The sequence below is a fragment of the Streptomyces luteosporeus genome (assembly GCF_039532865.1).
Lineage (GTDB): Bacteria > Actinomycetota > Actinomycetes > Streptomycetales > Streptomycetaceae > Streptomyces > Streptomyces luteosporeus.
Window position 1 is genome coordinate 36,899 of sequence record NZ_BAAASL010000029.1, and the last position, 21,962, is coordinate 58,860.

Sequence of the window (21,962 nt, forward strand, 5' to 3'; positions counted from 1 at the left end):
CTGAGGTGTATGCACCTGCAACTTCAAGGGTCGTTGTTCGATGTGGCCGACGAGATTGCGCTGCGGCGACCGCTGGCGGAGGCCCGGCGCATCGAGCTGGGGCAAGGTGCCTGGCTCGACGTCCTGCCCGGCTGGCTCGCCGGTTCCGACCCGTTGTTCGAGGTGCTGGTGCGAACGGTCCCGTGGCGGGCCGAGCGGCGGCACATGTACGACAACGAGGTCGACGTCCCCCGGCTCCTCGCCCACTACGGCGAGGGCGACGACCTGCCGCACCCGGTCCTGACCGAGGCGCGCGAGGCGCTCAGCACGCACTACGCCGCCGAGCTCGGCGAGCCCTTCCGCACCGCCGGCCTGTGCTTCTACCGCGACGGGCGGGACAGCGTCGCCTGGCACGGCGACCGCATCGGGCGCGGCTCGCGCGAGGACACGATGGTCGCCATCATCGGGATCGGCGAGCCCCGGCCGCTGCTCCTGCGGCCGCACGGCGGCGGCCCCACCCGCGTCCGGCAGCCCCTCGGCCACGGCGACCTCGTCGTGATGGGCGGCAGCTGCCAGCGCACCTGGGACCACTGCGTCCCCAAGACCTCCCGGCCCGTCGGCCCGCGCATCAGCATCCAGTTCCGCCCGCGCGGCGTGGGGTGAACCCGGCGCGCCGTACGCGAAAAGAGCGGGACAAGTACGGCAGAAGTCCGTGTCGTGGTCGGGGAGAAGTCCGCTCGGGCTATGATCACCGCAGGAGGTGACCTGTGTCCGAGTTGTTCGACGCGGTCGACGCCCTGATCGCCTCGGCCTCGCCCCTGCCCCCGCCCGCCGAGCGCGAACGGCTGCGCAAGGCCCATGGCCTGTCGCAGGAACAGGTGGCCAAGGCGCTGAAGGTGCGGCGCGCGACGGTGGTGTCCTGGGAGAACGGCAGGACCGAGCCCCGGCCCCCGCAGCGCGAGGCCTACGCCCGCCTGCTGGAGCGCCTCGCCGAGCTCTACCCGCCCAACGCCCCCGCCCCCGCGGAGGTCACGCCCGCCGCGCCGCTCGCGCCGCCCGTCCCGGCCCCCGCAGCGGCCCCCGAGCCTCGGACCCCGCAGGACCGGACCCCGCAGGCCGAGGCCGACCGGGCCCAGGCCCCCGCCCGGCGCACCGCGCCACGCCGCCCCGCGGCCCCCGGCGCACGGTCCGACGCCGACGCCGACGCCGACACCGACGCCGGCACCAACACGGACGCCGCGGCGCGCTTCGAGAGCGGCCCGCTCGCCGTGCTGGACGGTGACGGCTCGGCGTACTGCGCCGCCGGCCTGGTGCTGCACTGCCCGGCCACCACCCTGCCCGCCCTCGTGGAATGGGCGCTGACCGAGGCGCGGTTGGGCGCGCCCCGGCTGCACCGCAACGGCAAGGACGCCGACCCCCTCGTCGTCCTCACCGCCACGGCCGCCGTGCGGCTGGGGCTCCCCGAGCACCTGGAGGACCGCAGGGGTCTGCGGCTGCCCGCCGACCACCCGGCCGTGCGGCAGCTGACCCGGGCCAAGTGGCAGCTCACCCGCCGCGGTTTCGGGCCCTGGGCGCGTGTCTACCGCCCCGCGGACGGCGACCGGCGCCGATGCGTGCAGCTCGCCGTCCTGCCGTGGGGGGCCCTGGACCCACGGGCCTGGGGGGAGGCCGACCGGCTGCCGGCCCCCGAGCTCGCCCGCGTCCTGACCGACTACGCCTCCCGCGTCCTGACCCCCCGCGGCTCCACCGCCGTCACGGGCCTGGAGCTGATGACGGCCCTGCGGCCACCCACCCGTGCCGTGAAGGACGAGGCCACGGGCACCTGGGCCTCGGCCCCGGCGCCGGGCGCCCTGACCGAGCCGGTCGCGTGCGCGCCCCCCGAGGCCCCCGACGGTCACCCGCTGGTGGCCGCGCGCCACCCCCTCCACCACCAGCGCACCCCGGACGAGATGCTGATGGAGGAGGCCTGCGCGTGGGCCCGGCAGCTGACGGACGAGGAGTGCACGAAGCCGTACGTCGTCGGCATCGACGTCAACATGGCCTTCGCCGCCGCCGCCAACCGCCTGAACGTCGGCCTGTCCGCCCCGGTCCACCTCAGGCGGCCCGCGTTCGACAAGACGCTGCCCGGCAGCTGGCTGGTCGACCTCTCCCACATCGCCTTCGACCCGCGCCTGCCGTCCCCCTTCACCCCGACCGGACACCGGCCCGAGGGGCCCGCCTGGTACGCCACTCCCACCGTGGCCTACGCCGTCGAACTCGGCCACCACGTCGAGCCCCTGGAGGCGTACGTACGCCTGGAGCACGGCCCGTACCTCGACCCCTGGTACACCCGGCTGCGCGACGCCTACCTGGCCACCATGGAGCAGCTGGGCGTCACGCCCGGCATGGCCGAGGAGGACTTCCTCGCCGCCATGGCCGAGCACAAGCGGACCGACCCCGGGCAGGCCGCCGTGCTGTCGGCCGTCAAGGCGACGATGAAGGGCGGCATCGGCAAGCTGCGCGAACGCCCCCAGGGCCACTGGCGGCCCGGCGAGCCCTGGCCGGCCCTCGAACGCCCGACCTGGCGCCCCGACATCCGTGCCGCCGTCATCGCCACCGCCCGCGTCAACATGCACCGCAAGATGCTCCGGCTCGCCGCGGTGGGCCTGTACCCGGTCGCCGTCAACTCCGACTGCGCGGTCTACGTCTCCGACGGTCCCTCGCCGCTGGACTTCCTGCCGCGCACCCCGGACGGCAGGCCCCTGCCCGGCGGTTTCCGGCTCGGCGTAAGTCCCGGCATGGTCAAGCACGAGGGCACCCAGTCCGTGCTGTGGGCCGAGGGCCTGATGGAGGAGTACGGCACGGACGGCGTGAACATCGCCCGCCACATCAAGGACGGCACCGTGGGTGCCGGCTGGGACGACGGAGAGTAGGACAGCGCGATGGGCATCCTCGGCGACAGCCTCCAGCGGGCTGCCGAGAACACCTTCACCCGCCCGGTGCCGAAGTCGGCCGGGGCGCAGATGCGGTTCCTGGTGCGGCAGTACAAGGGCTCCACGCGGGAAGTGGCCCGGCTGCTGGGCGTCTCCCAGCGCACCGTGGAGCGCTACGTCAAGGACCAGCTCCGGCACCCGCGCAAGGACCTTGCCGCCCGCCTGACCGCCGAGGTGCGCCGGCGGTGGCAGCCGAAGGTCCGTCAGCGGGCCCGCGATCAGGCCGCCACCAGCACCGGCATCGTCATCGAGACCCGGGCCCGCTTCGGCTTCACCGCGGCCCCCGGCACCACCGACGACGCCCGGCAGCGCCTGATCACCCAGCACCTCCCGCCCGACTACGCGGCCCGCCTCTTCGAGGCACAGTCCGCCGGTGCCGCCGAGCAGCACCTGCGGGAGATCGCCGCCGAGGGCCTGCAGGAGGTCTACTTCAAGGACAGCGGCCGCCGGGCCGCCGGCCTGCTGGTGGAGTTCACCGACATCGACTACGCCGAATTCGACTATTGAGCTGAGGCCGTCGCCCGTCGAGCCCGTGCCGTCACGCCACCTGGCGGCCGGTGATGTAGCCGACGAGCGGCGCGGTCGACTGGATGCGGATCTTGTCGACGACCGCGCCGGCGGGCAGCGGCTGGACCAGCTTGCTGCCGGCCACGGTGAGCGCGAAGGACTGGGCGGGGGCGTCCCAGTTGCCGTCCTCATGGTGGAAGGTGAGGGTTATTCGGGCATCGCCTCCCTGCGGGGCCAGGCAGAGCCAGAGGGGGCCGTTGCGGGCGCCGCCCTGCGGGGCCGCGGCGGTGCCGGCGGGTTCCACGGGCAGGTCGAAGACGGTGGATGCGGGCACGGTGAAGTAGGCGAGCACGTGGTCCTCCGTGTACCGGGGAGCGGGTGGGGTGGGTGGGGTGGGCGGCGTGGGCCGGAAGGACAGCGCCCAGGCGCGCAGGGCGTCCCGGCTGGCCAGATGGCAGTAGTCGCGGTCCATGCCGCCGGATTCGCTGTACTGGTGGAAGAGCCAGGGGGCCTGGATGCCGGGCCGGCCGGCGGGGCGTCCGGCGGTGGCGATCCACAGGAAGTCGCCGTAGTTGGACGTCTGGTCGACGTGGAGCCAGTAGTCCAGATTGCAGTACATCCCGACCGGGTTGTCGGGCATCCGGTCCTTGACGTACGCCAGCCACGCGTCCCGGTAGGCGACCTGGCGCGATTTGGGCACGCCGGCGTTGGCGTCGTCGTAGCCCTCCCAGTCCAGGACGATGATGTCCCCCGGCCGCCAGGCCACCTGCCGCAGGAAGTAATCGGCCTCCCTGCGCGCGTCGTTGGCCATGTGCGGGTAGTGGTAGCCGCCCCACACCAGCCCGTGCGATTTCGCGTGGTCCCGCTGTGCGACCCACTTGGGGTTGACGTAGCCGAGCCCTTCGGTGATCTTGACGAACGCGAAGGACAGGCCGCTGGTGTCGGGGTTCGACGACTGGTACGAGGCCCAGTCCTGTCCGTAGATGCCCATGTCGTAGACCTCTCGCGGTGAGCCGGGTGCGCGGGACCGCGGCCGGCGCACGTCCGGGCTCTGGGAAGTGTGGGTCAGCACCCCGTCCAGGACAAGCACAGTGACGCGGCGAAATCCCGGTTGCCCGACGGGAACCGGTCGCCGCCCGCGGCGCTTCAGGCCGGCTGCTGCTGCCCGGACAGCGCCACGCCGCGGAACTGCGCGCGCTGCATCTCGTACAGGGCGCGGAAGACGCCGCCGGGCCGGGCCAGCAGCTCCTCGAACGTACCGCTCTCGCGCAGCTCGCCCTTCTCCAGGACGTGGACGAGGTCGGCATGGCGGACGGAGGCGAGCCGGTGGGTGATCAGGACGACGGTCCGCCCGCCGTCGGCGAGCTTGCGGATCTGCTCGAAGACCTCCAGCTCCGCCTTCGCGTCCAGCGCGGACGTCGGCTCGTCCACGACGAGGATGTCGGCGTCGCGGTAGCGGGCACGGGCCAGGCCCAGCCGCTGCCACTGCCCGCCGGAGATCTCGTGGCCGCCCTTGTAGCCCTTCGACAGCAGCGTGTCCCAGCCGTGGGGCAGCTGCCCGACCACCTCGTCGGCGCCGGCGTACGCGGCCGCCGCCGCCAGGTCCGCCTCGTGCAGCGGACGGGCGGGCCGGCCGATGGCGACGTTCATGCGGCAGGTGAACGGCCAGCGGTGGAAGTCCTGGCTGACGAGGGCGACCTTCGCGAAGACCTGCGCGCGGTCCAGCTGCCGCACGTCGACGCCGTCCCACAGGACGCGGCCGCCGTCCGGCTCGTACAGCCCGGCCAGCAGCTTGGAGACGGTCGTCTTGCCCGAGCCGTTCTCGCCGACCAGGGCGACGATCCTGCCGAGGGGCACGTCGAGGGTGACGTCCTTGAGCGCCGGCCGCGCCTGCGACGCATCGACGCCTTGGTCGACCGGATAGCGGAAGGTGACGTTCTCGAAGCGGATCAGCGACGGCCGCTGCGGCACCGGCAGCCCGCCGACGGGAATCGTGCGCGCCGCGGCCTCCTCGATGAGCCGCTCCAGATCGCTGACGTAACACGCCTCCTCGTACAGATTGTTGACCTGCAGGACCAGGGCGGACAGGCTCTGCCCGCCGGTACGGATGGCCAGCACGGCGGTGCCCGCCACCGACAACGCCATCACCCCCGTCACCAGCAGCAGGCCCAGAGCCGCGTACGTCAGGGCGGCCGCGGCACCGGTCAGCGCGGCGGCGAGCAGCCGCACCCGCGCGGCGCGGGAGGCCAGGCGGGCCTGCTCGGCCTCGGAGGCCTGCGACATCTCCCGGAAGTGGTGCAGCAGGAACGGCCCGACGTCGTGCACGCGGATCTCCGGGGCCGGCCCGGTGCGCAGCAGCGTCTGGGACAGCAGCCGCCCCGCCCGCGCGTGCTGCACCCACCGCAAGTAGCTCCCGTAGCGCGCCCGGGCGATGCGCAGCGAGGCCCACGACCTGGGCAGGGTCATCAGCACCAGCAAGGGCAGCAGCACCGGGTGCAGCACCGTCAGCACCCCGCCGGCCGCCACGAAACTCACCAGCGAACCGACGACGCCGGTGCAGTAGCTGGTCATGCGCCGCGCCGAGGAGGCGCCGTACTGGGCGGAGTCCAGCAGGCGGTGGAATTCGGCGTCCTCGATCGCGGCCAGCTCCACCCTGATCACGTGCTCCAGGTACATCTCGGTCGCCACCCGCTCGACCTTCGGCTCCAGCCGCCCCGTGCCCGACGTCGACGCCGAGGTCGCCAGGGCACCGACGATGCCGGTCAGGGCCGCCACGACCATCGACGGGACCGCGGCCTGCACCCGCTGCTGGATGGCGCCCGCGGCCAGCACGGCGGCAAGGACGCCGTTGACGGCCACCAGACCGACGGCCTGGCTCACCCCGCGCACGAGCTCCCCGGCCCCCACCGTCCACAGCGAACGCCGGTCGGCACGCCAGGCCAGCCGCACCGTGAAGGCGACCAGGCGGGGCAGGCGCACGGCCATCGCCCCCAGGGACATCTCGAAGAACGCCGTCTTGTGCCGGGTCCACAGCGCGTCGTGCAGCAGCGGCCCGCCGAAGAGCAACCGCTCGGACGCGGACCCCTGCGGCGACGACTCGCCCTCGTCCTGCCGGCGTTCGTGGCGGTGCAGCACCGTGCTTCCTCCAGAATCCGAACAGGCGTCGATCGACCGGGGATGCCCGGGGAGCATGCCCGGCACCGCCCGGGCGATTCGCCCCACCGGCGCCGCTCACCCGATCCGGTAAGGGCTTCGCGGCCGGGAACGAGCAGGCACCACGGCGGACGACGCCGTCACCCGGCCGCATAGGCTGTGCCCCATGCCCGAACCGTCCCCGCTCATCAAGAGCCTGCGCGCGGCCGTGGAGGCCGCGCCCGACGACGTGCCCCTGCGCCTGCACCTCGCCGAACTCCTGCTCGGCCTGGGCGAGGGACACGAAGCGATATCCCACGCGGCCGCGGCCCTGCAGCGCGAGCCCGGCAACCCCGAGGCGCAGGCCCTCATGGCCCGCGCCGTCGCCCCGCCGACCGCACCCGCCGCACCCCCGCCCACGGCCCCGGCCGCACCACCCGCTCCCCAACCCCCTTCCGGTGCCCCGCCGTCCGGCCAGGCCTACGACTGGCAGCGCGCCGAGGAGGAACTGTCCGGCATCGTCCCGCCCCGCTTCGTCGGTGACCACGATTCCCCCGCGGCCCGGGCCGGCGACACCCCCGAGCCGCCCCACGCCGCCCAGGACGGCGGCCCCGGCCCCGCCGACGACACCGGCGGCCTGTGGGACGTGGAGCACGCCACCCTCACCCTCGCCGACGTCGGCGGCATGGACGAGGTCAAGCAGCGCCTCGAAGCCGCCTTCCTCGCCCCCCTGCGCAACCCCGACCTGCGCCGGCTCTACGGCAAGTCCCTGCGCGGCGGACTGCTGATGTACGGCCCGCCCGGCTGCGGCAAGACCTTCATCGCCCGCGCCGTCGCCGGCGAACTCGGCGCCCGCTTCATGAGCGTGTCCATCAGCGACGTCCTCGACATGTGGATGGGCAACTCCGAGCGCAACCTGCGCCGGCTCTTCGAAACCGCCCGCCGCCACGCCCCCTGCGTGCTCTTCCTCGACGAACTCGACGCCCTCGGCGCCAAGCGCAGCCAGATCCGGCACACCGGCATGCGCACCACCGTCAACCAGCTCCTGACCGAACTCGACGGCGTCGGCGCCGCCGACGACGACGGCGTCTTCGTCCTCGCCGCCACCAACCACCCCTGGGACGTCGACACCGCCCTGCGCCGCCCCGGCCGCCTGGACCGGATGCTCCTCGTCGTACCGCCCGACCGGCCCGCCCGCGAGGCCGTGCTGCGCCACCACCTCAAGGACCGCCCGGTCGCCGGCATCGACCTCGCCGCGCTGGCCAAGCGCACGGACGGGTTCTCCGGCGCCGACATCAAGCACCTGTGCGACTGTGCCGCCGAACAGGCGCTGATGGACTCGGTACGCACCGGCGAGGCCCGCATGATCGGCATGGCCGACTTCGCCGCCGTCATCGGCCGGATACGCCCCTCCACCGGCCCCTGGTTCGCCTCCGCCCGCAACGTCGCCCAGTTCGCCAACGAAGGCGGCACCTACGACGAACTGCTGACCTACCTCAAGAAGCGGAGGATGCTGTGAGCACGGGCACCGAGCCGAAGGAACGCGCCCGGGCCCTGATGGAGGCCGGCCGCCACGAGCAGGCCGCCGAACACCTCGCCCGCCACCTCGCCCAGGACCCCGCGGACGCCCACGCCTGGGCGCAACTGGCCCACTGCCGCTTCAGGACCGGCGACTGGGAAGGCGCCCTGAAGGCCGCCGACGAAGGCATAGCCGCCGACCCCCGCTGCGACGACGCCTGGCGGCAACGGGCCCTCGTCCTGCCGTACACCGGCCTCAAGGGCGGCAGCACGGCCGACCCCGCCCGGGTGCGCCTGGCGCTCGACGCCGCCCGCGAGGCCGTCCGCATCGACCCCCGGGAACCGGCCAACCACAGCATGCTCGCCCGCTACCTGGGCCTCACCGGCAGCGACGAAGAGGCGTACCACGCCGCCCTTACGGCCGTCGCCCTCGACCCCGGGAACCCCACCGCCCGCTTCAACCTCGCCCACTTCGCCGACGTCACCGGCCGCCCGGATGTTCGCGAGCAGACCCTGCGCGAGACGCTGCGCCTGGACCCCGACCACGCCGACGCCCGCGCCGCCCTGGCCGAGCTGCAGGCCGACGCCGGCCGGATGGCACTGCCCGAACTCGCGGGGGAGTACGGCGCGGCCCTCGGCGCCCGGCCCGACGCCGGCCACATCGAGAACAAGCTGAACCTGCTCGTCCTGCGGCTGCTGCGCCGCACCCGCTGGTTCGCCCTGCTGTGCCTGACCATCGCCGCCCTCGCCGCACGGGCGTTCCCCACCAGGAACGACGCGACGGCCCTGCCCGCCCCGCTCGGCACCCGGCTGTGGGCCGCCACCGCGATGGGCCTGGTCTGGGCCGTGGGCGCCTGGTACCTCGCCTACCGCAAACTCCCGCACGGCGCGCGCACGGCCCTGCGCTCGCACCTGCGCCGCCGGTGGGTCGCCCGGCTGCCCCTCCTGCACGCCGCGTGGGGCACCGCCCTCGCCCTCGTCACCGTGCTCGCCCCCCTCACCGACCGCGCCGCCGTGCAGACGCTCGTCCTGACCGGCGCCGTCCCGGTCGTCCTGGCCATGTGGTACGGCAGCGCCCAGCGCCGCGTGGCGCGCGAACAACAGGAGCGCACCACCTGAAAAGCCCTCGCATGGCGCGTTCCGCCCCCGTCCGGCGCCCCGCCGCGCCATGATGCCGTGCTGTGGGCGAAGCGAAGGAGCACAAGGAACAGGGGAGCGGCACGGCGGAGCGCGTACCGCCGCCCGGGGTGCTGCCCGGGCACCGCGGCCCCTGGTACGAACTGATCGGCTGCGGCCTGCACGGCCACCACCTCGTGGGCACCGACGCCGCCCGGCTGCGCCCCGGCGACGCGCTGCTGGCCCGGACGACGCCGGACGGCCTGCGCTGGCACCGCTGCCTGCGCTGCGACGCGTGGATCGTGCTGCCGCCCCCCGAACACCCCGCCCGTGACGTGCCCCCGGACCGCGACGGGATCCGCCTGCCGCTGCGCGGCCGCTCCCTGCGGGACCGCTACGTGCTGCGCCTGATCGCCCTCGACCGGCTGCTGCACTTCGTGGTCCTCGGCGTCCTGGCCCTGGCCGTCTTCCTCTTCGCCGACCGCCGCGAGCACCTGCGCGGCCCCTTCTACCGCGTGGTCGACGCCCTGCAGAACGGCATCGGCGGCCCCAGCGGCCGGCACGGCCACGGACTGCTCGGCGAACTCGACCGGGCCTTCGCCGCCCGCAGCTCGACCCTGTGGCTGATCGGCCTGGTGCTCGCGCTCTACGCCCTCCTGGAGGGTGTGGAGGCGGTGGGCCTGTGGTACGCCCGCCGCTGGGCCGAGTACCTCACCTTCGTCGCCACCTCCGTGCTGCTCCTTCCCGAGCTGTACGAGCTGACCGGCCGCATCAGCGCCACCAAGATCCTCACCCTGGTCGTCAACCTGGCCGTCGTGGTCTACCTCCTCCTGGCCAAACGGCTCTTCGGCGTCCGCGGCGGCGCCCGGGCCGAGGAGGCCGAGCGCGCCCACGACACCGGCTGGCACGCCCTCGAACGCACCCACCCCGGCCCCGCGCCGGGCCCGGCACCCTCCTGAAGCCCGCTCAGCGGCCCGCCCCGGCAACGGGCTCGGTGCCCAGCACCGGATCGTGGTGGATCCGCTCGGCCGGCACCCCCAGCCCGGCCAGCCGCTCGACCGTGGCCGCCACCATGCGCGGCGGACCGCTGACGTACGCCGCACGCTCACGCCAGGGGCCGCCGGCGGCGACCGCCTCGGCGACCGGACCCACAGGGGTGCCGGCCGGCCCCGGTTCCCCGCTGAAGACCGGCACCACGCGCAGCCACGTCCGCCGCGCCTCCAACTCGGCCAGCCACCGCGCCGCGTACAGGTCGGCGGGAGCGCGGGCGCCGACGTAGACGTCCACCCGGCGATGGCCCTGGCGCCGCGTCGCCAGCTCCTCCAGCAGCGCCTTGACCGGGGCGAGACCGGTGCCGCCGGCGACCATCACCAGGTCGTGCGTCAGCTCCCCGTCCAGCGTCATCGTGCCGGCCGGCGGTCCCAGGCGCACCTCGTCCCCGACGCGCGTACGGTCCACCAGTGCCTCGCTCACCCCGCCCGGGCCCGTCCGCCGGACGTGGAACTCCAGGACGTTGTCGGCGCGCGGCGCGCACGCCATCGAGTACTGCCGCCAGGCGTGCGGCAGCAGCGGCGAGGCCACCGCCCCGTACTGGCCGGCCCGGTACGGGTACGGCTCGTGGGTGCGCACCCGCAGCACGGCCAGGTCCGCACCGTGACGCTCGTGTGCGGTCACCACGCCCTCCCAGGCGGGCGGCTCGGTCAGCGCGGCGTCCGCGCCGGCGACCATCAGGTCGACGGCGAAGCGCAGCATGCGCGTCCACGCCGCGTCCAGCTCCGCGGTCAGGCCGGGACCGCCGCAGACCCGCAGCGCCTCGCGCAAGGACGCCTCGAAGGTCTCGTAGTGCACCGGCCGGACCCCGAGCTTGCGGTGGTCACGCCCCAGGCGGGTGAAGGTGGCGGCCGTCTCCTCGGGGGAGCCGGGCGACTCGATCAGATACCGGAACATGTGCGCCAGGTGCCGCCGCTGGAAGTCCATCGAGGCGGGGAAGAGCGACCGCAGGTACGGCCAGCGCCGGAACATCACCTCGTAGAGATGGCCGATCAGGCCGTCGAAAGGCGTCACCAGAGGCAGATGACGCATGATCAGCTCCCGGTCGGCCCGGTCGTAACGGCGCTGCTGCGCCCCGGCCGGCTCCGGCTCGCGCGGGGCGGGGGAGCGCTCGGGCGCCAGCAGCCTGCGGCGCAGCCGCATGGCGTCGTGCCGGGCCAGCAGGGCGTAGTACTCCTCGCCGAGCTGGGTGCTCACCGGCGTTCCGGCGTCGGGACGGGACATGCGCAGGGCTCCTGGTCCGAAGGTACGTGGTGCGTGCAGGAGTATGGCAACGGCCCCCGGGGACCGACCGGCCCGGGGCGAGGGGGCCGAACGGCCCTGGACAGCCTCGGATTTCGCCCCCCGTTCCGGCGCCGCGCTCGCCGGCGCGCTGCCCGCAGTCCTCCTCTGGACCGTCACCGGCAGCCCGGCCCCTGCCACGGCCGATCCCGCCGACGGCGTCATCGTCACCGCCTCCGCCGCCTTCACGGTGACCGGCACGCGCGACGCGTCCGCCCGGGACTTCTGCGTGGCCCCGCGCGCGGAGCAGGACGCACTCCCCGACACCACCGCCGGCGAGCCCGTCACCCATGACTCCCCACCGGGGGTCTCCGGCGGCACGGCCCTGACGGCCGCGGCCACGTTCCTCGTCCTAGGGGCGGTAGCCTGGACCGCCTGGCACCGCTACCGCCGGCGCTCACGGCCCTAGGGGGGCGCCCCGTAAGGGGCGCGGGGAACTGCGCGACAAGCCACAACGCGCCTGCAGACGAAGTTCCGCGCGGCGGAGCCGCAAATCGACACTGCCCCGCGCCCCCTTACGGGGCGCTGTCCGCCATCGCGTATTCCACCGGGCGTCCTTCGCACAGCATCAGGCGCGACCCCGCGAAGCGGGCCCGCATGCGCCGGTCGTGGGTGACGACCACCAGCGCTCCCCGGTAGCCGGCCAGGGCCGCCTCCAGCTCCTCGACCAGCGCCGGGCTGAGGTGGTTGGTCGGTTCGTCGAGGAGGAGCAGGTCCACCGGCTCGGTGACGAGGCGGGCCAGTTCGATGCGCCGGCGCTGGCCGTACGACGCCTCGCCGACCCTCAGCCCCAGGTCGCGCGTGCGGAACAGGCCGAGGGAGAGCAGCGCGTGGGCGTGGTCCTGCGCCGCGCCGCCGCGGCCGTGGGCGAAGGCCTCCAGCACGCTCAGCCCCGGCGGCCAGGGCGTCTCCTCCTGCCGCAGGTGACCGACGCGCCCGCCGACGCGCACGGTGCCGGCGTCCGGCGTCAGCTCCCCGGCCAGTACGCGCATCAGCGTGGACTTGCCCGCGCCGTTGGGCCCGGTGACCAGGAGCCGTTCGCCCGCGGCGAGGCGCAGCAGCGGCAGGTCGAGGCGGCCGGCGACCCGGACGCCGGTGAGCTCGGCGGCCGCCTCCACCGCCGTCCCCGTCTCCGGGACGCCGATGCCCGCGCGGAACACCAGCGGCTCGGGCGGCGGCGCGACCGGCTCGCGGGTGAGCCGCTGGACGCGTTCCTTGGCGTTGCGGATCCGCACCGAGGCGCCGTGCGTGCGGCCGCGCGCACGGAACGCGCCGTGCCCGAAGACCGACAGCGGCAGCTTCCGCGGGACGGCCCCCATGCGGGCCACCTGCGTCTCGGCCAGCCGGCGGTTGCGGTCCAGCTCGGCCCGCCACTCCTCGTACTCCCGCAGCCGCCGCCGGCGTTCGGCCGCCTTGGCCGTCAGGTAGCCGGCGTAGCCGTTGCCGTGCCGGGCGAGACGGCCGTCGGCGACCTCGACGACGGTGGAGGTGAACCGTTCCAGGAACACGCGGTCGTGCGTGACGGCGACGACCGTGCCGCGGTGCGCGCGCAGCCGTTCCTCCAGCCAGGCGGTCGCCGCGTCGTCCAGGTCGTTGGTCGGCTCGTCGAGCAGCAGCAGCTCCGGACGGGAGGCCAGCGTCGCCGCGAGCGCCAGCCGGGACCGCTCGCCGCCCGACAGGCTGCCCAGTGCCCTGCGCCGGTCCAGGCCGGGCAGCCCCAGGTCGTACAGGGCGGCCTCGACGCGGGAGTCGGCCGTGTGCCCTTCGCGGGCCTCGTAGCGGGCGACCAGCAGGGCGTAGTCCTCCAGGGCGGCGTCGAGCCCGGCGCCCTCGGCGTGTTCGAGCGCGGCCTCCGCGCGGCGGATGTCCGCCCGCAGGCGGCGCAGGTCGGCGAGGGCGAGGTCGACGGCGTCCTGGACGGTCGCCTCCGGCGGGAGCCCGAGCGTCTGGGCGAGGTGGCCGGTGCCGCCGGCGGCGACGACGGTCACCTCGCCGTCACTCGGCACGATCCGCCCGGCCAGCAGGCCGAGCAGGGTCGACTTGCCGGAACCGTTGTCCCCGACGACGCCGGCCTTCTCACCGGGCCGCAGCGAAAGGGAGACGTGGTCGAGGACGACGCGGTCGCCGTACTTCATGGTGACGTCGTGCAGAGCGAATTGTGAGGTGTGCATGGAAGCGCCCCCTGTTCTGGCCGTGCCGCAGTGACGGCAGCGCCGGGTCGGAGCAGACCGGCGCGCCGGTGTCACGACGCGCCGGTCCGGCGGGAATCGGGCTGACGGACAGCACCGGCGGCGGAGCGGAGCTCTACGCGGCCGGGTGTGCGGTGATCACAGGGAACCCCATGCGCAAGACTCTAAAGATCAGGCGGTCCGCGGGGCAACGGGTCTTTCAGGGCCGGCGGGCGTGGAAGATGCCCCAGCGGATCCGCTCGCTGCGGCACGCGGCCACCCACAGCGGGATGTTCTCCCGCAGACCGCGTACGTAGTCGGCGCTGACGGCACCGGCCAGCTCGGGGTTCTCGCGCGCGACCTCCCCGGCGAGCCGCTCGTAGTGCGTGAGCATGTGCGCGCTGAGGTCCTCGTACTCCACCTCGGCCAGGCCCAGCCGGCGCAGCTCGGCGTCGTAGAAGGCGGGCGTCGCCAGGTCGGGGGCGGTCAGGCGCTCCATGAGCGGGCGCAGTTCGTCCTCGCCGGTGGTGGCCGCCGCCATGATGTCGGTGAAGACCAGGTGGCCGCCGGGCCGCAGGACGCGGGCCGCCTCCCGCAGCGTGGTGGCGCGGTCGCCGCTGTGGCACAGGGCCTCCTGCGACCACACCACGTCGAAGCTGGCGTCGGGCGCCGGAATGTCGTTGAAGGAGCCGGTGACCACGTCGATGAGACCGTCGAGGCCCCGTGCGGCGTTCGTCGCGCGGTGCCGCCGGTTCTGCACCTCGCTGATGTTGAGGGCCACGACGCGACAGCCGTAGGTCTGCGCCAGCGCGCGGGCCGCGCCGCCGAAGCCGGAGCCCAGGTCCAGCACCGTGCGCCCGGGGGTGAGGGCATCGGCGGCCTTGGCGGCCACGCGGTCGATGGTGCGGCGGGAGGCCGTCGCGACGTCCTCCCGCTCGTGGGTGTACATGCCGACGTGAATGTCCTCGCCGCCCCAGGCGTGGGCGTAGAAGCCGTCGACGTCACGGGTGTCGTAGTACGTGCGTGCGGTGTCGGTGGCGCGCGTCGCGTCGGTGTTGTCGGTCATGGCGCATACCTCGGCAGCGCGCCGCCGCGGTAAACCGCACGGGGCGAGGAAGATCGACACGGCGCGTTTCCTCCCCCTCACCCCCTCGGCCTTCCGCCTTTCGCCGGCTAGCGGATGTGCACCGACACGTGCGGTGCGAGCGCGTGCAGGAAGTCGCGCGCGTCGAAGGCCGCTCCGGCCGCCGCGACGCCGGTCGCGGCGATCCTCCCGGAGAGGGCCCGCTGCACGGCCTCCACGGCCAGCGGCGCGCTGACGGCGTAGATGTCCTGGCCGCGCGCGACCGCCCGCCGCTCGAAGCCGGCCGCGCGCACGACGACCTCGACGAGGAAGGTCTGGGCGGACCGCCCCCGGTCGTCGACCGGCACCGGTGGCGGTGTCTGCGCGCCCAGCACGTCCTCGACCGCGCTCGTCGTCATGCAGGTGCGGATGTCGCGCGGCCGCAGGTGGTGCCCGATCGTCACGCTGTCCGCCGTCGTGAACTCGCCGAGCACGGCCTGCCCGCCGACCGGTTCGGGGAAGGACCACCAGCCCGTCGGCGCCCGGTCGGTGCGGTACTCCATCCGCCCGCCGGTGTGGACCAGACGCCGGCCGCCCCGGCGCTCCCGGGAGACCCGGCTGGAGGCCCGCGTGCCGTCGGTGGGGTGCCAGCTGCTCAGTGCGTAGGCGATGAGGATCTCGTCGGCCGCCCGCCCGTCCAGCGCCGCCGTGGCCATGAGGTCGGCCAGTCCGCCGAAGAAGGCCATCGCGGGCACGACCGGCACCCCGGCCTGCCGCGCCCGGTCCGCGAAGTGGGTGAAGGTGTCGGCGACGGCCTCCACTTCCCCCGCCACGTCCACGTACGCGATGCCGGCCCGCAGGGCCGCCTCGATCACCGGCGCGGCCGTCACGGCGAACGGCCCGGCACAGTTGACGACGGCCGCGGCCCCGGCCAGGGCCCGGTCGAGGGAGGCCGGATCACCGGCCGACGCCGGGCGGGCCTCCACTCCGCCCAGGTCCGCCGCCAGGGCCCCCAGCCTGTCCTCGTCACGGCCGGAGAGGACCGGGGTCAGACCGCGGTCCAGCAATTCCTTTACCACGAAGCGGCCGGTGTGCCCGTAGGCCCCGAAGACCGCCACCGTCCCCGTCTTGTCATGAGTCGCATCGTTCACGTCGACCATCGTGCCGCCGCCGGACCACGGCGGTGAGTGGCAGGAATGCCACGGCACGTACACTTTCGGACGTGCACACTGTCGCGCTGGCGGTCACCGAAGGGGTCCCGCACTTCGAACTCGCCACACCCTGCGAGGTCTTCGGCACCGACTGGTCCCACCTCGCCGATCCCTGGTACCGCTTCGCCGTGTGCGGCCCCGGACCGGTGGGCGTCGGCGGCCGCTTCCGCCTGGAGCCCGACGCCGGGCTCGACGCGCTCGTGCACGCCGACACCGTGATCGTCCCCGCCGTCGCGGACCCCGGCCGCGAGCCGCCCGCCGACCTGGTCGAGGCCGTCCGCGCCGCGCACGCCGCCGGGGCGCGCGTGGCCTCCCTGTGCACCGGGGCGTTCGTCCTGGCGGCCGCCGGGCTGCTGGACGGACGGCGGGCCACCACCCACTGGGCGCACGCCGCGGCCCTGGCCGCCCGCCACCCCCGGGCGGAGGTGGACCCGGACGTGCTCTACGTCGACAACGGCACCGTGCTCACCTCCGCCGGCAAGGCCGCCGCGATGGACCTGTGCCTGCACCTGGTGCGCCTCGACCACGGCTCCGCGACCGTCAACGCCCTCGCCCGCCGGCTTGTCGTCTCCCCGCACCGGCCCGGCGGCCAGGCCCAGTTCGTCTCCACCCCCGTACCGGAGGAGCGCCGGCACTGCCTCGCCGCGCTCTTCCCCTGGGTCCTGGAGCGGCTCGACCAGCCGCTGACGGTGCAGGACATGGCCCGGCGCGCGAGCGTGAGCCCGCGCACCCTGGTCCGCCAGTTCCGCACCGTCGCCGGCACCACGCCCCTGCGATGGCTGCTGACCCAGCGGATCCACCGGGCCCAGGAGCTCCTGGAGACCACCGACGCCACCGTGGCCGCGATCGCCACGGCCACCGGCATGGGCACCGCCACCACCCTGCGCCGCCACTTCACCCGCACGCTCGGCGTTCCCCCGGACACCTACCGGCGCACCTTCCGCCAGGCCCCCCGCGGGCCCGGCGGCTGACGGGCGGAGCCGCGCACCGCTGCGGGGCACCGCCGGCCGGGCCGGCCGCGGACGCGCCGCGCCGGCCCGGACCCCCGGGTGACCGCACCCGGTCACCGCCCCCTGGTGACCCGTCCGGTTACTTGTCGGCGGTGAGCCGGCCCGCCACGCCCCAGCTGTCGGCGGGCACTTCCTGGATCCAGACCTGCACGGCCTCGGCCGGGATCTTCAGCGAGTCCACGAAGGCGTCGGTGACGCGGGCCACCAGCTCGCGCTTGAGCTCGATGTCGCGGGGACCCTGCTGAATGGTGACGATGGGCATGATGTGCTCCTGTAGTCCCGGGCGCCGCACCGGCCACTCCGGTGCGTTCCGCCCTCGGACAACAGTTCACCCTGGCAGGCCCGGGCCGACCCAGACCCGGATCGCTCTCGCAGCGATCACGATCACTGATCGCTGCAGGCCGGGGCCGTCAGAGCGGCCAGCAGCACCTCGACGAGCGGCGCGGTGCCGGCCCCGGCCCGTACCGCCAGCTCGACCGGCAGCCGCAGCCCCGGGCCGGCGAACGGCACGAAGGCCACCCTCGGCACCCGCAGACGGCGGGCGTTGCCCTCGTAGACCACGGTCCACAGGGGCACGGAGCCGGAGCCGACGGCGGCGAGGGTGTCCTGGAGGTTGCTGGTCGCAGGTCCCGGTACGGGTGCGAAGCCGGCCCGGCGGCAGCCGTCGAGGACGAGGTCGACGAGCGCGGGGTGGTTGCGGCGCTCGGTCAGGCACAGGGCCAGCCCGGCGAGGTCGCCGAGCCCGACGGCCTCCCGCTGCGCGAGCGGATGCCGGGCGGGTACGGCCGCCACCAGCTCCTCGTCCCACAGGGGACGGCGGAGCAGGCCGCTGCCCTCGCCGCCGCCGCCGTCCGGCGCCGCGCCGCGGACGAGGGCGGCGTCCAGCCGCCCGTCGGCAAGCCGCGCGAGCCGTTCCCGTACCGGGACGGAGACCAGCTCGACGCGAACGTGCGGGGCGTGCTGCGCGAAGGCGTCGAAGAGGCGGTCGAGCCGGTCCCCGAGGCCGGTGACCGTGCCCAGCCGGAAGACGTCGCGCCGCCCGCCGGCGAGCTCCGCGGCCACGGACTGCGCCTGCTCCTCCGCCGCCAGCACGGCGCGGGCGGCGGGCAGGAACGTCTCACCGGCCGCGGTGAGCCGGACCGTGCGCGGCGTCCGGTCGAACAGCTCGACCTTCAACTCCCGCTCCAGCCGGCGGATCTGCTGGCTGACGGCGGGCTGACCGATCACCAGCCGCTCCGCCGCCCGCCCGAAGTGCAATTCCTCCGCGACGGTCACGAAATAGCGCAACTGGCGCAGCTCCACGCTTCCCCCTGTCGATCGTTCACCGGTCCGTGCGATCGATTTTCCAGGACGTCTGGTACTGCTAAGAGCTTCCACAACAAGCCAGGAGGACATGAACCATGAGCCAACACGACGGTACGGGCCCGGCCGCGCCCCGGCGACGACGGGCGGGATGCCTGCCCGTCCTCGTCGTTCTCGCGGTGGTGCTCGGCCTGAGTTACGGGGCGTCGAAGATATTCGGCGACCACGACAAGCCCGGGAAGGCCTCGCCCTCCTCCTCGGCCACCCACGACAAGGGCGAATGGAGAGTGGGCGACTGCGGGGGACCGGACCCCGATCGCGCGCCGGACGGCTACAAGCCGTACGACTGCAGTGACGGGCACGCCACCTTCAAGGCCATCGAGGTCAAGGAGGGCACGTTCCTGCCCAACTCCGTGCAGTGTCCGGGCGGTACGGACCTCATCGTGAAGGTGAGCGTGTCCTTCGGGTCGAAGGACAGCAAGGGCGGGGGCATTCCCACCAAGACGCTGTGCGGCCGCAACCTTTCCGGCAGCCACCCGGGCGACCCCGGCGCCGGCGGCGGTCAGCTGGTCAAGGGCGACTGCGTGACCTCCACGGCCAAGGAGGTCCCGTGCTCGTCGTCCGGCTCGGACGCCTACAAGGTGCTCGACCTGGTCAAGGAGCGGTCGCAGTGCCCCTCGGGCACCACCGAGCCGATGGAGCTGACCCTCTCCATCGGCAGGCCCTACGACGTGATCTGCGCGGCGAAGGAGTAGACGCAGGAGCAGCCGCGCATCACGTGCTCACGCCCGGCCGCCCTCCGTGAGGCGGACGGTGGCCTCGCGGGCCGCCGCGTCGAGGCGGCGCGTGATCTCCAGGAAGAACGCCAGCCGGTCGGCGTCGTAGTCGCCCAGGATGGCCGCCACCTCTTCGCCGAAGCCGGCGAAGAGGTGCTGCATTTCTGCGTCGTGCCGGCCGGTGGGGACCACGACGACCTTGCGGCGGTCCTCCGGGGCGCGGCGGCGCTCGACGAAGCCCCGCCGCTCCAGGCGGTCGAGGACGGTGGTGACGGCCGAGGTGCTCAGGCCCGTCGCCGCGGCGATGCGCCCGGCCGTCAGCTCCTGCTCGCTGCGCAGCAGGTCGAGGCACTTGAGGTCCGTGAAGTTCAGGCCGAACCGTTCCGCCACGGCCCCGTGCAGCATCAGCCCGCGGCTCGCCTGGTCGCGCAGGGCCGTCATCAGCTGCTCGACGAGCGCTGCCACCGGCTCCTGCGCGTGCTCGGCGCCCTCGTGCCGATCGCTCCGCCTTGACACCACGGCCCCGACTCCTCTATATCTCGACCCATCGGATATTTCGATGTTTCGGAATATCCGCTCGCTGGGACCAGTCTAGAGCTGCCGGAGGCACCCGTGCACACTCGCTCCACCCCTGTCCTGATCGTCGGAGCCGGGCTCGGCGGCCTGTCCACCGCCGTCTTCCTCGGCCTCCACGGCGTACCGGCGCTGGTCGTCGAGCGCCACCCCGGCACCTCGCAGGAGCCCAAGGCCCGCGGCCAGATGCCCGCCACCATGGAGGCGCTGCGCGTGGCCGGCCTCGCGGAGGGCTTCCAGGCGGCCGCGCCCCCCGGCCGGCCGGAGATGACCATCGTCATCGCCACCAGCGTCACCGGCCGGGTGCTGCACAGCTTCACCGAGGCCATGCCCGACTTCGGCCGCTTCTCACCCGCCCCGACGGGCCTGGTGAGCCAGGAGCGGGCCGAGCCCCTGCTGGCCGCACGCGCCGGCGAACTGGGCGCGGACATACGGTTCTCCACCCGCATGGAGTCGTTCGCCGCCGACGAGGACGGCATCACGGCCGTCCTGCGCGACCTGGCCACCGACGAGACGTACGAGGTCCGCGCCGCGTACCTGGTGGGCGCGGACGGGCACCGCGGCGGCGTCCGCGAGGCCGCCGGCATCGGCGCGCACGGGCGCGGCGTCCTGGAGGAGAGCACGAGCCTGCTCTTCGAGGCGTCCCTCGACCCCGTCCTGGACGGCGCCGCCGTCCAGATGCACTACCTGCAGAACCCCGAGCTGCCCGGCGGCTCCGGCATGTTCGTCTCCACCGACACCCCCGGCCGCTTCGTGGCCGTCGTCCAGGACGTGCGCGACGACGACCACGCGCGCGAACTCATCCGCCTGATCACCGGCGTGCCGGACCTCGACGTGAAGCTGCTCTCCCGCACGACCTGGTCGACCGCCTGCCGGATCGCGGACCGCTTCTCCAGCGCCGACGGGCGGGTGCACCTGGTCGGGGACGCCGCCCACCTGATGCCGCCGACGGGCGGCCAGGGCGGCAACACCGCGGTCATGGACGGCTTCCACCTGGCCTGGAAGCTGGCCGCGACCGTACGCGGCCAGGCCGGGCCCGGCCTGCTGGCCGGCCACGACGCCGAGCGGCGGCCCTTCGCGGAGTTCCTGGTCGAGCAGCAGTACGCCAACCTCGTCCACCGCGCGGCGCCCCACCTCGCCGACGACACCGTGGCCGAGCGCATCGACCCCGCCCGCCTGCTCTTCGGCTACCGCTGCCCGGCCGGCGCCTTCACCGACGAGCCCGGCACCGGCCCCGGCGCCGCCGACGCGCCGCTCTTCGAGGACCCCGCCGCGCCCAGCGGCCGCCCGGGCACCCGGGCGCCCCACGTCGCCCTGGCCGACGGCACCTCCACCCGCGACCTGTACGGCCGCGACTTCGTCCTGCTCACCGGCAGCCCCGCGTGGCGCTCCGCGGCCCTCGCCGCGGCCGAACGCCTGCAGGTGCCGGTCGCCGTCCCCGGCCTCGACGGCCCCTGGGCGCCGGCCCACGGCGTCACCCCCTCCGGCGCGGTGCTCGTGCGCCCGGACGGGATCGTCGCCTGGCGCACCGCCGCCACCGGCGACCCCCGTGACGTCGAGCGCGCCCTGCGCACGGTCCTGGACCGCTGAACGCGGCGACGCGCGGCACGGCCGCCCACCCGTTCGGCCTCTTCGCGCCCTTGCCGTGAGGGCTTTCGCAGCCAACCGGGAACAGGGGTGGGCAGGTGCCGAGAGATGAGGCGGTGTCATGGTGCGGCTCGGACGGCTCGCCGCCGATGCGGGCGTGGGGATGCTGGCCGGTCTGGCCGGCACGCTGGCGATGACGGTCAGCAGCACCGCCGAGATGCGGCTGCGCGGCCGGCAGGCCAGCAGCGCGCCCGCCGACGCGGCCGGAAAGGTCCTGGGCGTGCGGCCGGTGGACGAGGCCGGCGCCCGCCGCTTCTCCCGGGCGGTCCACTACGGCTACGGCACCGCCTGGGGCGCGGTGCGGGGCGCACTGGCCGGCTGCGGCCTGCCCGGGCCCGTGGCGACGGCGGTGCACCTGGGCCTGGTCTGGGGCAGCGAGCTCGTCGCCCTGCCGGCCATCGGCGTCTCCCCGCCCGTCACGACGTGGCGCGGCCGCGAGGTGGTCGTCGACGCCTGGCACCACCTGGTGTACGCCGTGGCCACGGGCGCGGCCCACCGCACCCTCGCCCGCACCCGCTGACGGGCCGCCGTGGCTTGTCGCGCAGTTCCCCGCGCCCCTGACGGGGCGCTGCCCGATTCACCGGACACGGCCTAGCACGTTCACGCCCCGCAGGGAGCCGTTTCACCGAGCGTGATGATCATCTCACACCTGTGTCC

At 74.6% G+C, this 21,962-nt stretch carries 20 protein-coding genes; 11 read left to right on the top strand and 9 right to left on the bottom strand.

Features of this window, described 5'->3' with window-relative positions; all coding sequences use genetic code 11:
• The first annotated feature begins 9 nt into the window (after positions 1-9).
• The 3 genes from ABD361_RS28390 to tpg all read left to right on the top strand — a co-directional run bounded on the left by ABD361_RS28390 (position 10) and on the right by tpg (position 3,458).
• Entirely contained in the window at positions 10-642 is a 633-nt protein-coding gene (locus ABD361_RS28390) for an alpha-ketoglutarate-dependent dioxygenase AlkB (RefSeq protein WP_344439500.1), read from the top strand.
• 104 nt (positions 643-746) lie between these two features.
• Positions 747-2,891, top strand: a complete 2,145-nt coding sequence (gene tap, locus ABD361_RS28395; RefSeq protein ID WP_344439502.1) for a telomere-associated protein Tap — start codon at positions 747-749, stop codon at positions 2,889-2,891.
• Between the two features lie 9 nt (positions 2,892-2,900).
• The gene (gene tpg / locus ABD361_RS28400) at positions 2,901-3,458 is read left to right on the top strand and encodes a telomere-protecting terminal protein Tpg (protein ID WP_344439504.1); all 558 of its coding nucleotides are present in this window, start codon (positions 2,901-2,903) and stop codon (positions 3,456-3,458) included.
• A gap of 31 nt (positions 3,459-3,489) precedes the next feature.
• On the opposite strand, the gene ABD361_RS28405 is transcribed toward tpg, so the two are convergent.
• Together ABD361_RS28405 and ABD361_RS28410 are read right to left on the bottom strand one after the other, a co-directional pair.
• Positions 3,490-4,449, bottom strand: a complete 960-nt coding sequence (locus tag ABD361_RS28405) for a glycoside hydrolase family 25 protein (protein ID WP_344439506.1) — start codon at positions 4,447-4,449, stop codon at positions 3,490-3,492.
• A gap of 155 nt (positions 4,450-4,604) precedes the next feature.
• On the bottom strand, positions 4,605-6,650 hold the full coding sequence (locus ABD361_RS28410) for an ATP-binding cassette domain-containing protein (RefSeq protein ID WP_425583350.1): 2,046 nt from the start codon (positions 6,648-6,650) through the stop codon (positions 4,605-4,607).
• Positions 6,651-6,777: 127 nt separating this feature from the next.
• On the opposite strand from ABD361_RS28410, the gene ABD361_RS28415 reads away from it, so the two are divergent.
• The 3 genes from ABD361_RS28415 (at position 6,778) to ABD361_RS28425 (ending at position 10,183) form a co-directional block, all read left to right on the top strand.
• Complete coding sequence (locus tag ABD361_RS28415; RefSeq protein WP_344439510.1) at positions 6,778-8,109, top strand: ATP-binding protein; 1,332 nt, start codon at positions 6,778-6,780, stop codon at positions 8,107-8,109.
• On the top strand, positions 8,106-9,227 hold the full coding sequence (locus ABD361_RS28420) for a tetratricopeptide repeat protein (protein WP_344439512.1): 1,122 nt from the start codon (positions 8,106-8,108) through the stop codon (positions 9,225-9,227). Before ABD361_RS28415 ends, ABD361_RS28420 begins: the two co-directional genes overlap by 4 nt.
• Before the next feature lie 62 nt (positions 9,228-9,289).
• Complete coding sequence (locus ABD361_RS28425) at positions 9,290-10,183, top strand: DUF2127 domain-containing protein (RefSeq protein ID WP_344439513.1); 894 nt, start codon at positions 9,290-9,292, stop codon at positions 10,181-10,183.
• Between the two features lie 7 nt (positions 10,184-10,190).
• Here the strand turns inward: ABD361_RS28425 and ABD361_RS28430 are convergent, their stop codons facing one another.
• The gene (locus tag ABD361_RS28430) at positions 10,191-11,498 is read right to left on the bottom strand and encodes a globin domain-containing protein (protein WP_344439514.1); all 1,308 of its coding nucleotides are present in this window, start codon (positions 11,496-11,498) and stop codon (positions 10,191-10,193) included.
• Positions 11,499-11,541: 43 nt separating this feature from the next.
• On the opposite strand from ABD361_RS28430, the gene ABD361_RS28435 reads away from it, so the two are divergent.
• Entirely contained in the window at positions 11,542-11,964 is a 423-nt protein-coding gene (locus tag ABD361_RS28435; protein WP_344439516.1) for a hypothetical protein, read from the top strand.
• Positions 11,965-12,070: 106 nt separating this feature from the next.
• Here the strand turns inward: ABD361_RS28435 and ABD361_RS28440 are convergent, their stop codons facing one another.
• The 3 genes from ABD361_RS28440 to ABD361_RS28450 all read right to left on the bottom strand — a co-directional run bounded on the left by ABD361_RS28440 (position 12,071) and on the right by ABD361_RS28450 (position 15,937).
• Positions 12,071-13,726, bottom strand: a complete 1,656-nt coding sequence (locus ABD361_RS28440; protein ID WP_344439518.1) for a TlrC/CarA/OleB/SrmB family ABC-F type ribosomal protection protein — start codon at positions 13,724-13,726, stop codon at positions 12,071-12,073.
• Between the two features lie 217 nt (positions 13,727-13,943).
• Positions 13,944-14,789 (bottom strand): SAM-dependent methyltransferase, encoded by an 846-nt coding sequence (locus tag ABD361_RS28445; protein WP_344439520.1) that lies wholly within the window; start codon positions 14,787-14,789, stop codon positions 13,944-13,946.
• A gap of 107 nt (positions 14,790-14,896) precedes the next feature.
• Positions 14,897-15,937, bottom strand: a complete 1,041-nt coding sequence (locus ABD361_RS28450) for a saccharopine dehydrogenase NADP-binding domain-containing protein (RefSeq protein WP_344439522.1) — start codon at positions 15,935-15,937, stop codon at positions 14,897-14,899.
• Positions 15,938-16,008: 71 nt separating this feature from the next.
• Between ABD361_RS28450 and ABD361_RS28455 the strand changes: the two genes are divergently transcribed.
• Positions 16,009-16,968, top strand: a complete 960-nt coding sequence (locus ABD361_RS28455) for a helix-turn-helix domain-containing protein (protein ID WP_344439524.1) — start codon at positions 16,009-16,011, stop codon at positions 16,966-16,968.
• A 118-nt stretch (positions 16,969-17,086) separates the two neighbouring features.
• Here ABD361_RS28455 and dmpI read toward each other — a convergent pair whose 3' ends face one another.
• Both dmpI and ABD361_RS28465 read right to left on the bottom strand, forming a co-directional pair.
• Complete coding sequence (gene dmpI / locus ABD361_RS28460; protein WP_344439526.1) at positions 17,087-17,269, bottom strand: 4-oxalocrotonate tautomerase DmpI; 183 nt, start codon at positions 17,267-17,269, stop codon at positions 17,087-17,089.
• Positions 17,270-17,391: 122 nt separating this feature from the next.
• Positions 17,392-18,309, bottom strand: coding sequence for a LysR family transcriptional regulator (locus ABD361_RS28465; protein ID WP_344439528.1), 918 nt, complete (start codon positions 18,307-18,309; stop codon positions 17,392-17,394).
• A 98-nt stretch (positions 18,310-18,407) separates the two neighbouring features.
• On the opposite strand from ABD361_RS28465, the gene ABD361_RS28470 reads away from it, so the two are divergent.
• Positions 18,408-19,064, top strand: a complete 657-nt coding sequence (locus tag ABD361_RS28470; RefSeq protein ID WP_344439530.1) for a hypothetical protein — start codon at positions 18,408-18,410, stop codon at positions 19,062-19,064.
• Positions 19,065-19,091: 27 nt separating this feature from the next.
• On the opposite strand, the gene ABD361_RS28475 is transcribed toward ABD361_RS28470, so the two are convergent.
• Positions 19,092-19,604, bottom strand: coding sequence for a MarR family winged helix-turn-helix transcriptional regulator (locus ABD361_RS28475; protein WP_344439531.1), 513 nt, complete (start codon positions 19,602-19,604; stop codon positions 19,092-19,094).
• A gap of 93 nt (positions 19,605-19,697) precedes the next feature.
• Between ABD361_RS28475 and ABD361_RS28480 the strand changes: the two genes are divergently transcribed.
• A complete protein-coding gene (locus tag ABD361_RS28480) occupies positions 19,698-21,248 on the top strand; it encodes an FAD-dependent monooxygenase (protein WP_344439533.1) in 1,551 nt (516 codons plus the stop codon).
• 118 nt (positions 21,249-21,366) lie between these two features.
• Positions 21,367-21,825 (top strand): hypothetical protein, encoded by a 459-nt coding sequence (locus ABD361_RS28485; protein ID WP_344439535.1) that lies wholly within the window; start codon positions 21,367-21,369, stop codon positions 21,823-21,825.
• The last annotated feature ends 137 nt before the right edge of the window (positions 21,826-21,962 follow it).

Bases quoted from the DNA above. Each gene is read 5' to 3' on its own strand.
- ABD361_RS28410 (WP_425583350.1), bottom strand. From the start codon at position 6,650: ATGCTCCCCGGGCATCCCCGGTCGATCGACGCCTGTTCGGATTCTGGA.
- ABD361_RS28435 (WP_344439516.1), top strand. From the start codon at position 11,542: ATGGCAACGGCCCCCGGGGACCGACCGGCCCGGGGCGAGGGGGCCGAA.
- ABD361_RS28390 (WP_344439500.1), top strand. From the start codon at position 10: ATGCACCTGCAACTTCAAGGGTCGTTGTTCGATGTGGCCGACGAGATT.
- ABD361_RS28430 (WP_344439514.1), bottom strand. From the start codon at position 11,498: ATGTCCCGTCCCGACGCCGGAACGCCGGTGAGCACCCAGCTCGGCGAG.
- ABD361_RS28405 (WP_344439506.1), bottom strand. From the start codon at position 4,449: ATGGGCATCTACGGACAGGACTGGGCCTCGTACCAGTCGTCGAACCCC.
- ABD361_RS28440 (WP_344439518.1), bottom strand. From the start codon at position 13,726: ATGCACACCTCACAATTCGCTCTGCACGACGTCACCATGAAGTACGGC.
- tpg (WP_344439504.1), top strand. From the start codon at position 2,901: ATGGGCATCCTCGGCGACAGCCTCCAGCGGGCTGCCGAGAACACCTTC.
- dmpI (WP_344439526.1), bottom strand. From the start codon at position 17,269: ATGCCCATCGTCACCATTCAGCAGGGTCCCCGCGACATCGAGCTCAAG.
- ABD361_RS28415 (WP_344439510.1), top strand. From the start codon at position 6,778: ATGCCCGAACCGTCCCCGCTCATCAAGAGCCTGCGCGCGGCCGTGGAG.
- ABD361_RS28445 (WP_344439520.1), bottom strand. From the start codon at position 14,789: ATGACCGACAACACCGACGCGACGCGCGCCACCGACACCGCACGCACG.
- ABD361_RS28485 (WP_344439535.1), top strand. From the start codon at position 21,367: ATGGTGCGGCTCGGACGGCTCGCCGCCGATGCGGGCGTGGGGATGCTG.
- ABD361_RS28470 (WP_344439530.1), top strand. From the start codon at position 18,408: ATGAGCCAACACGACGGTACGGGCCCGGCCGCGCCCCGGCGACGACGG.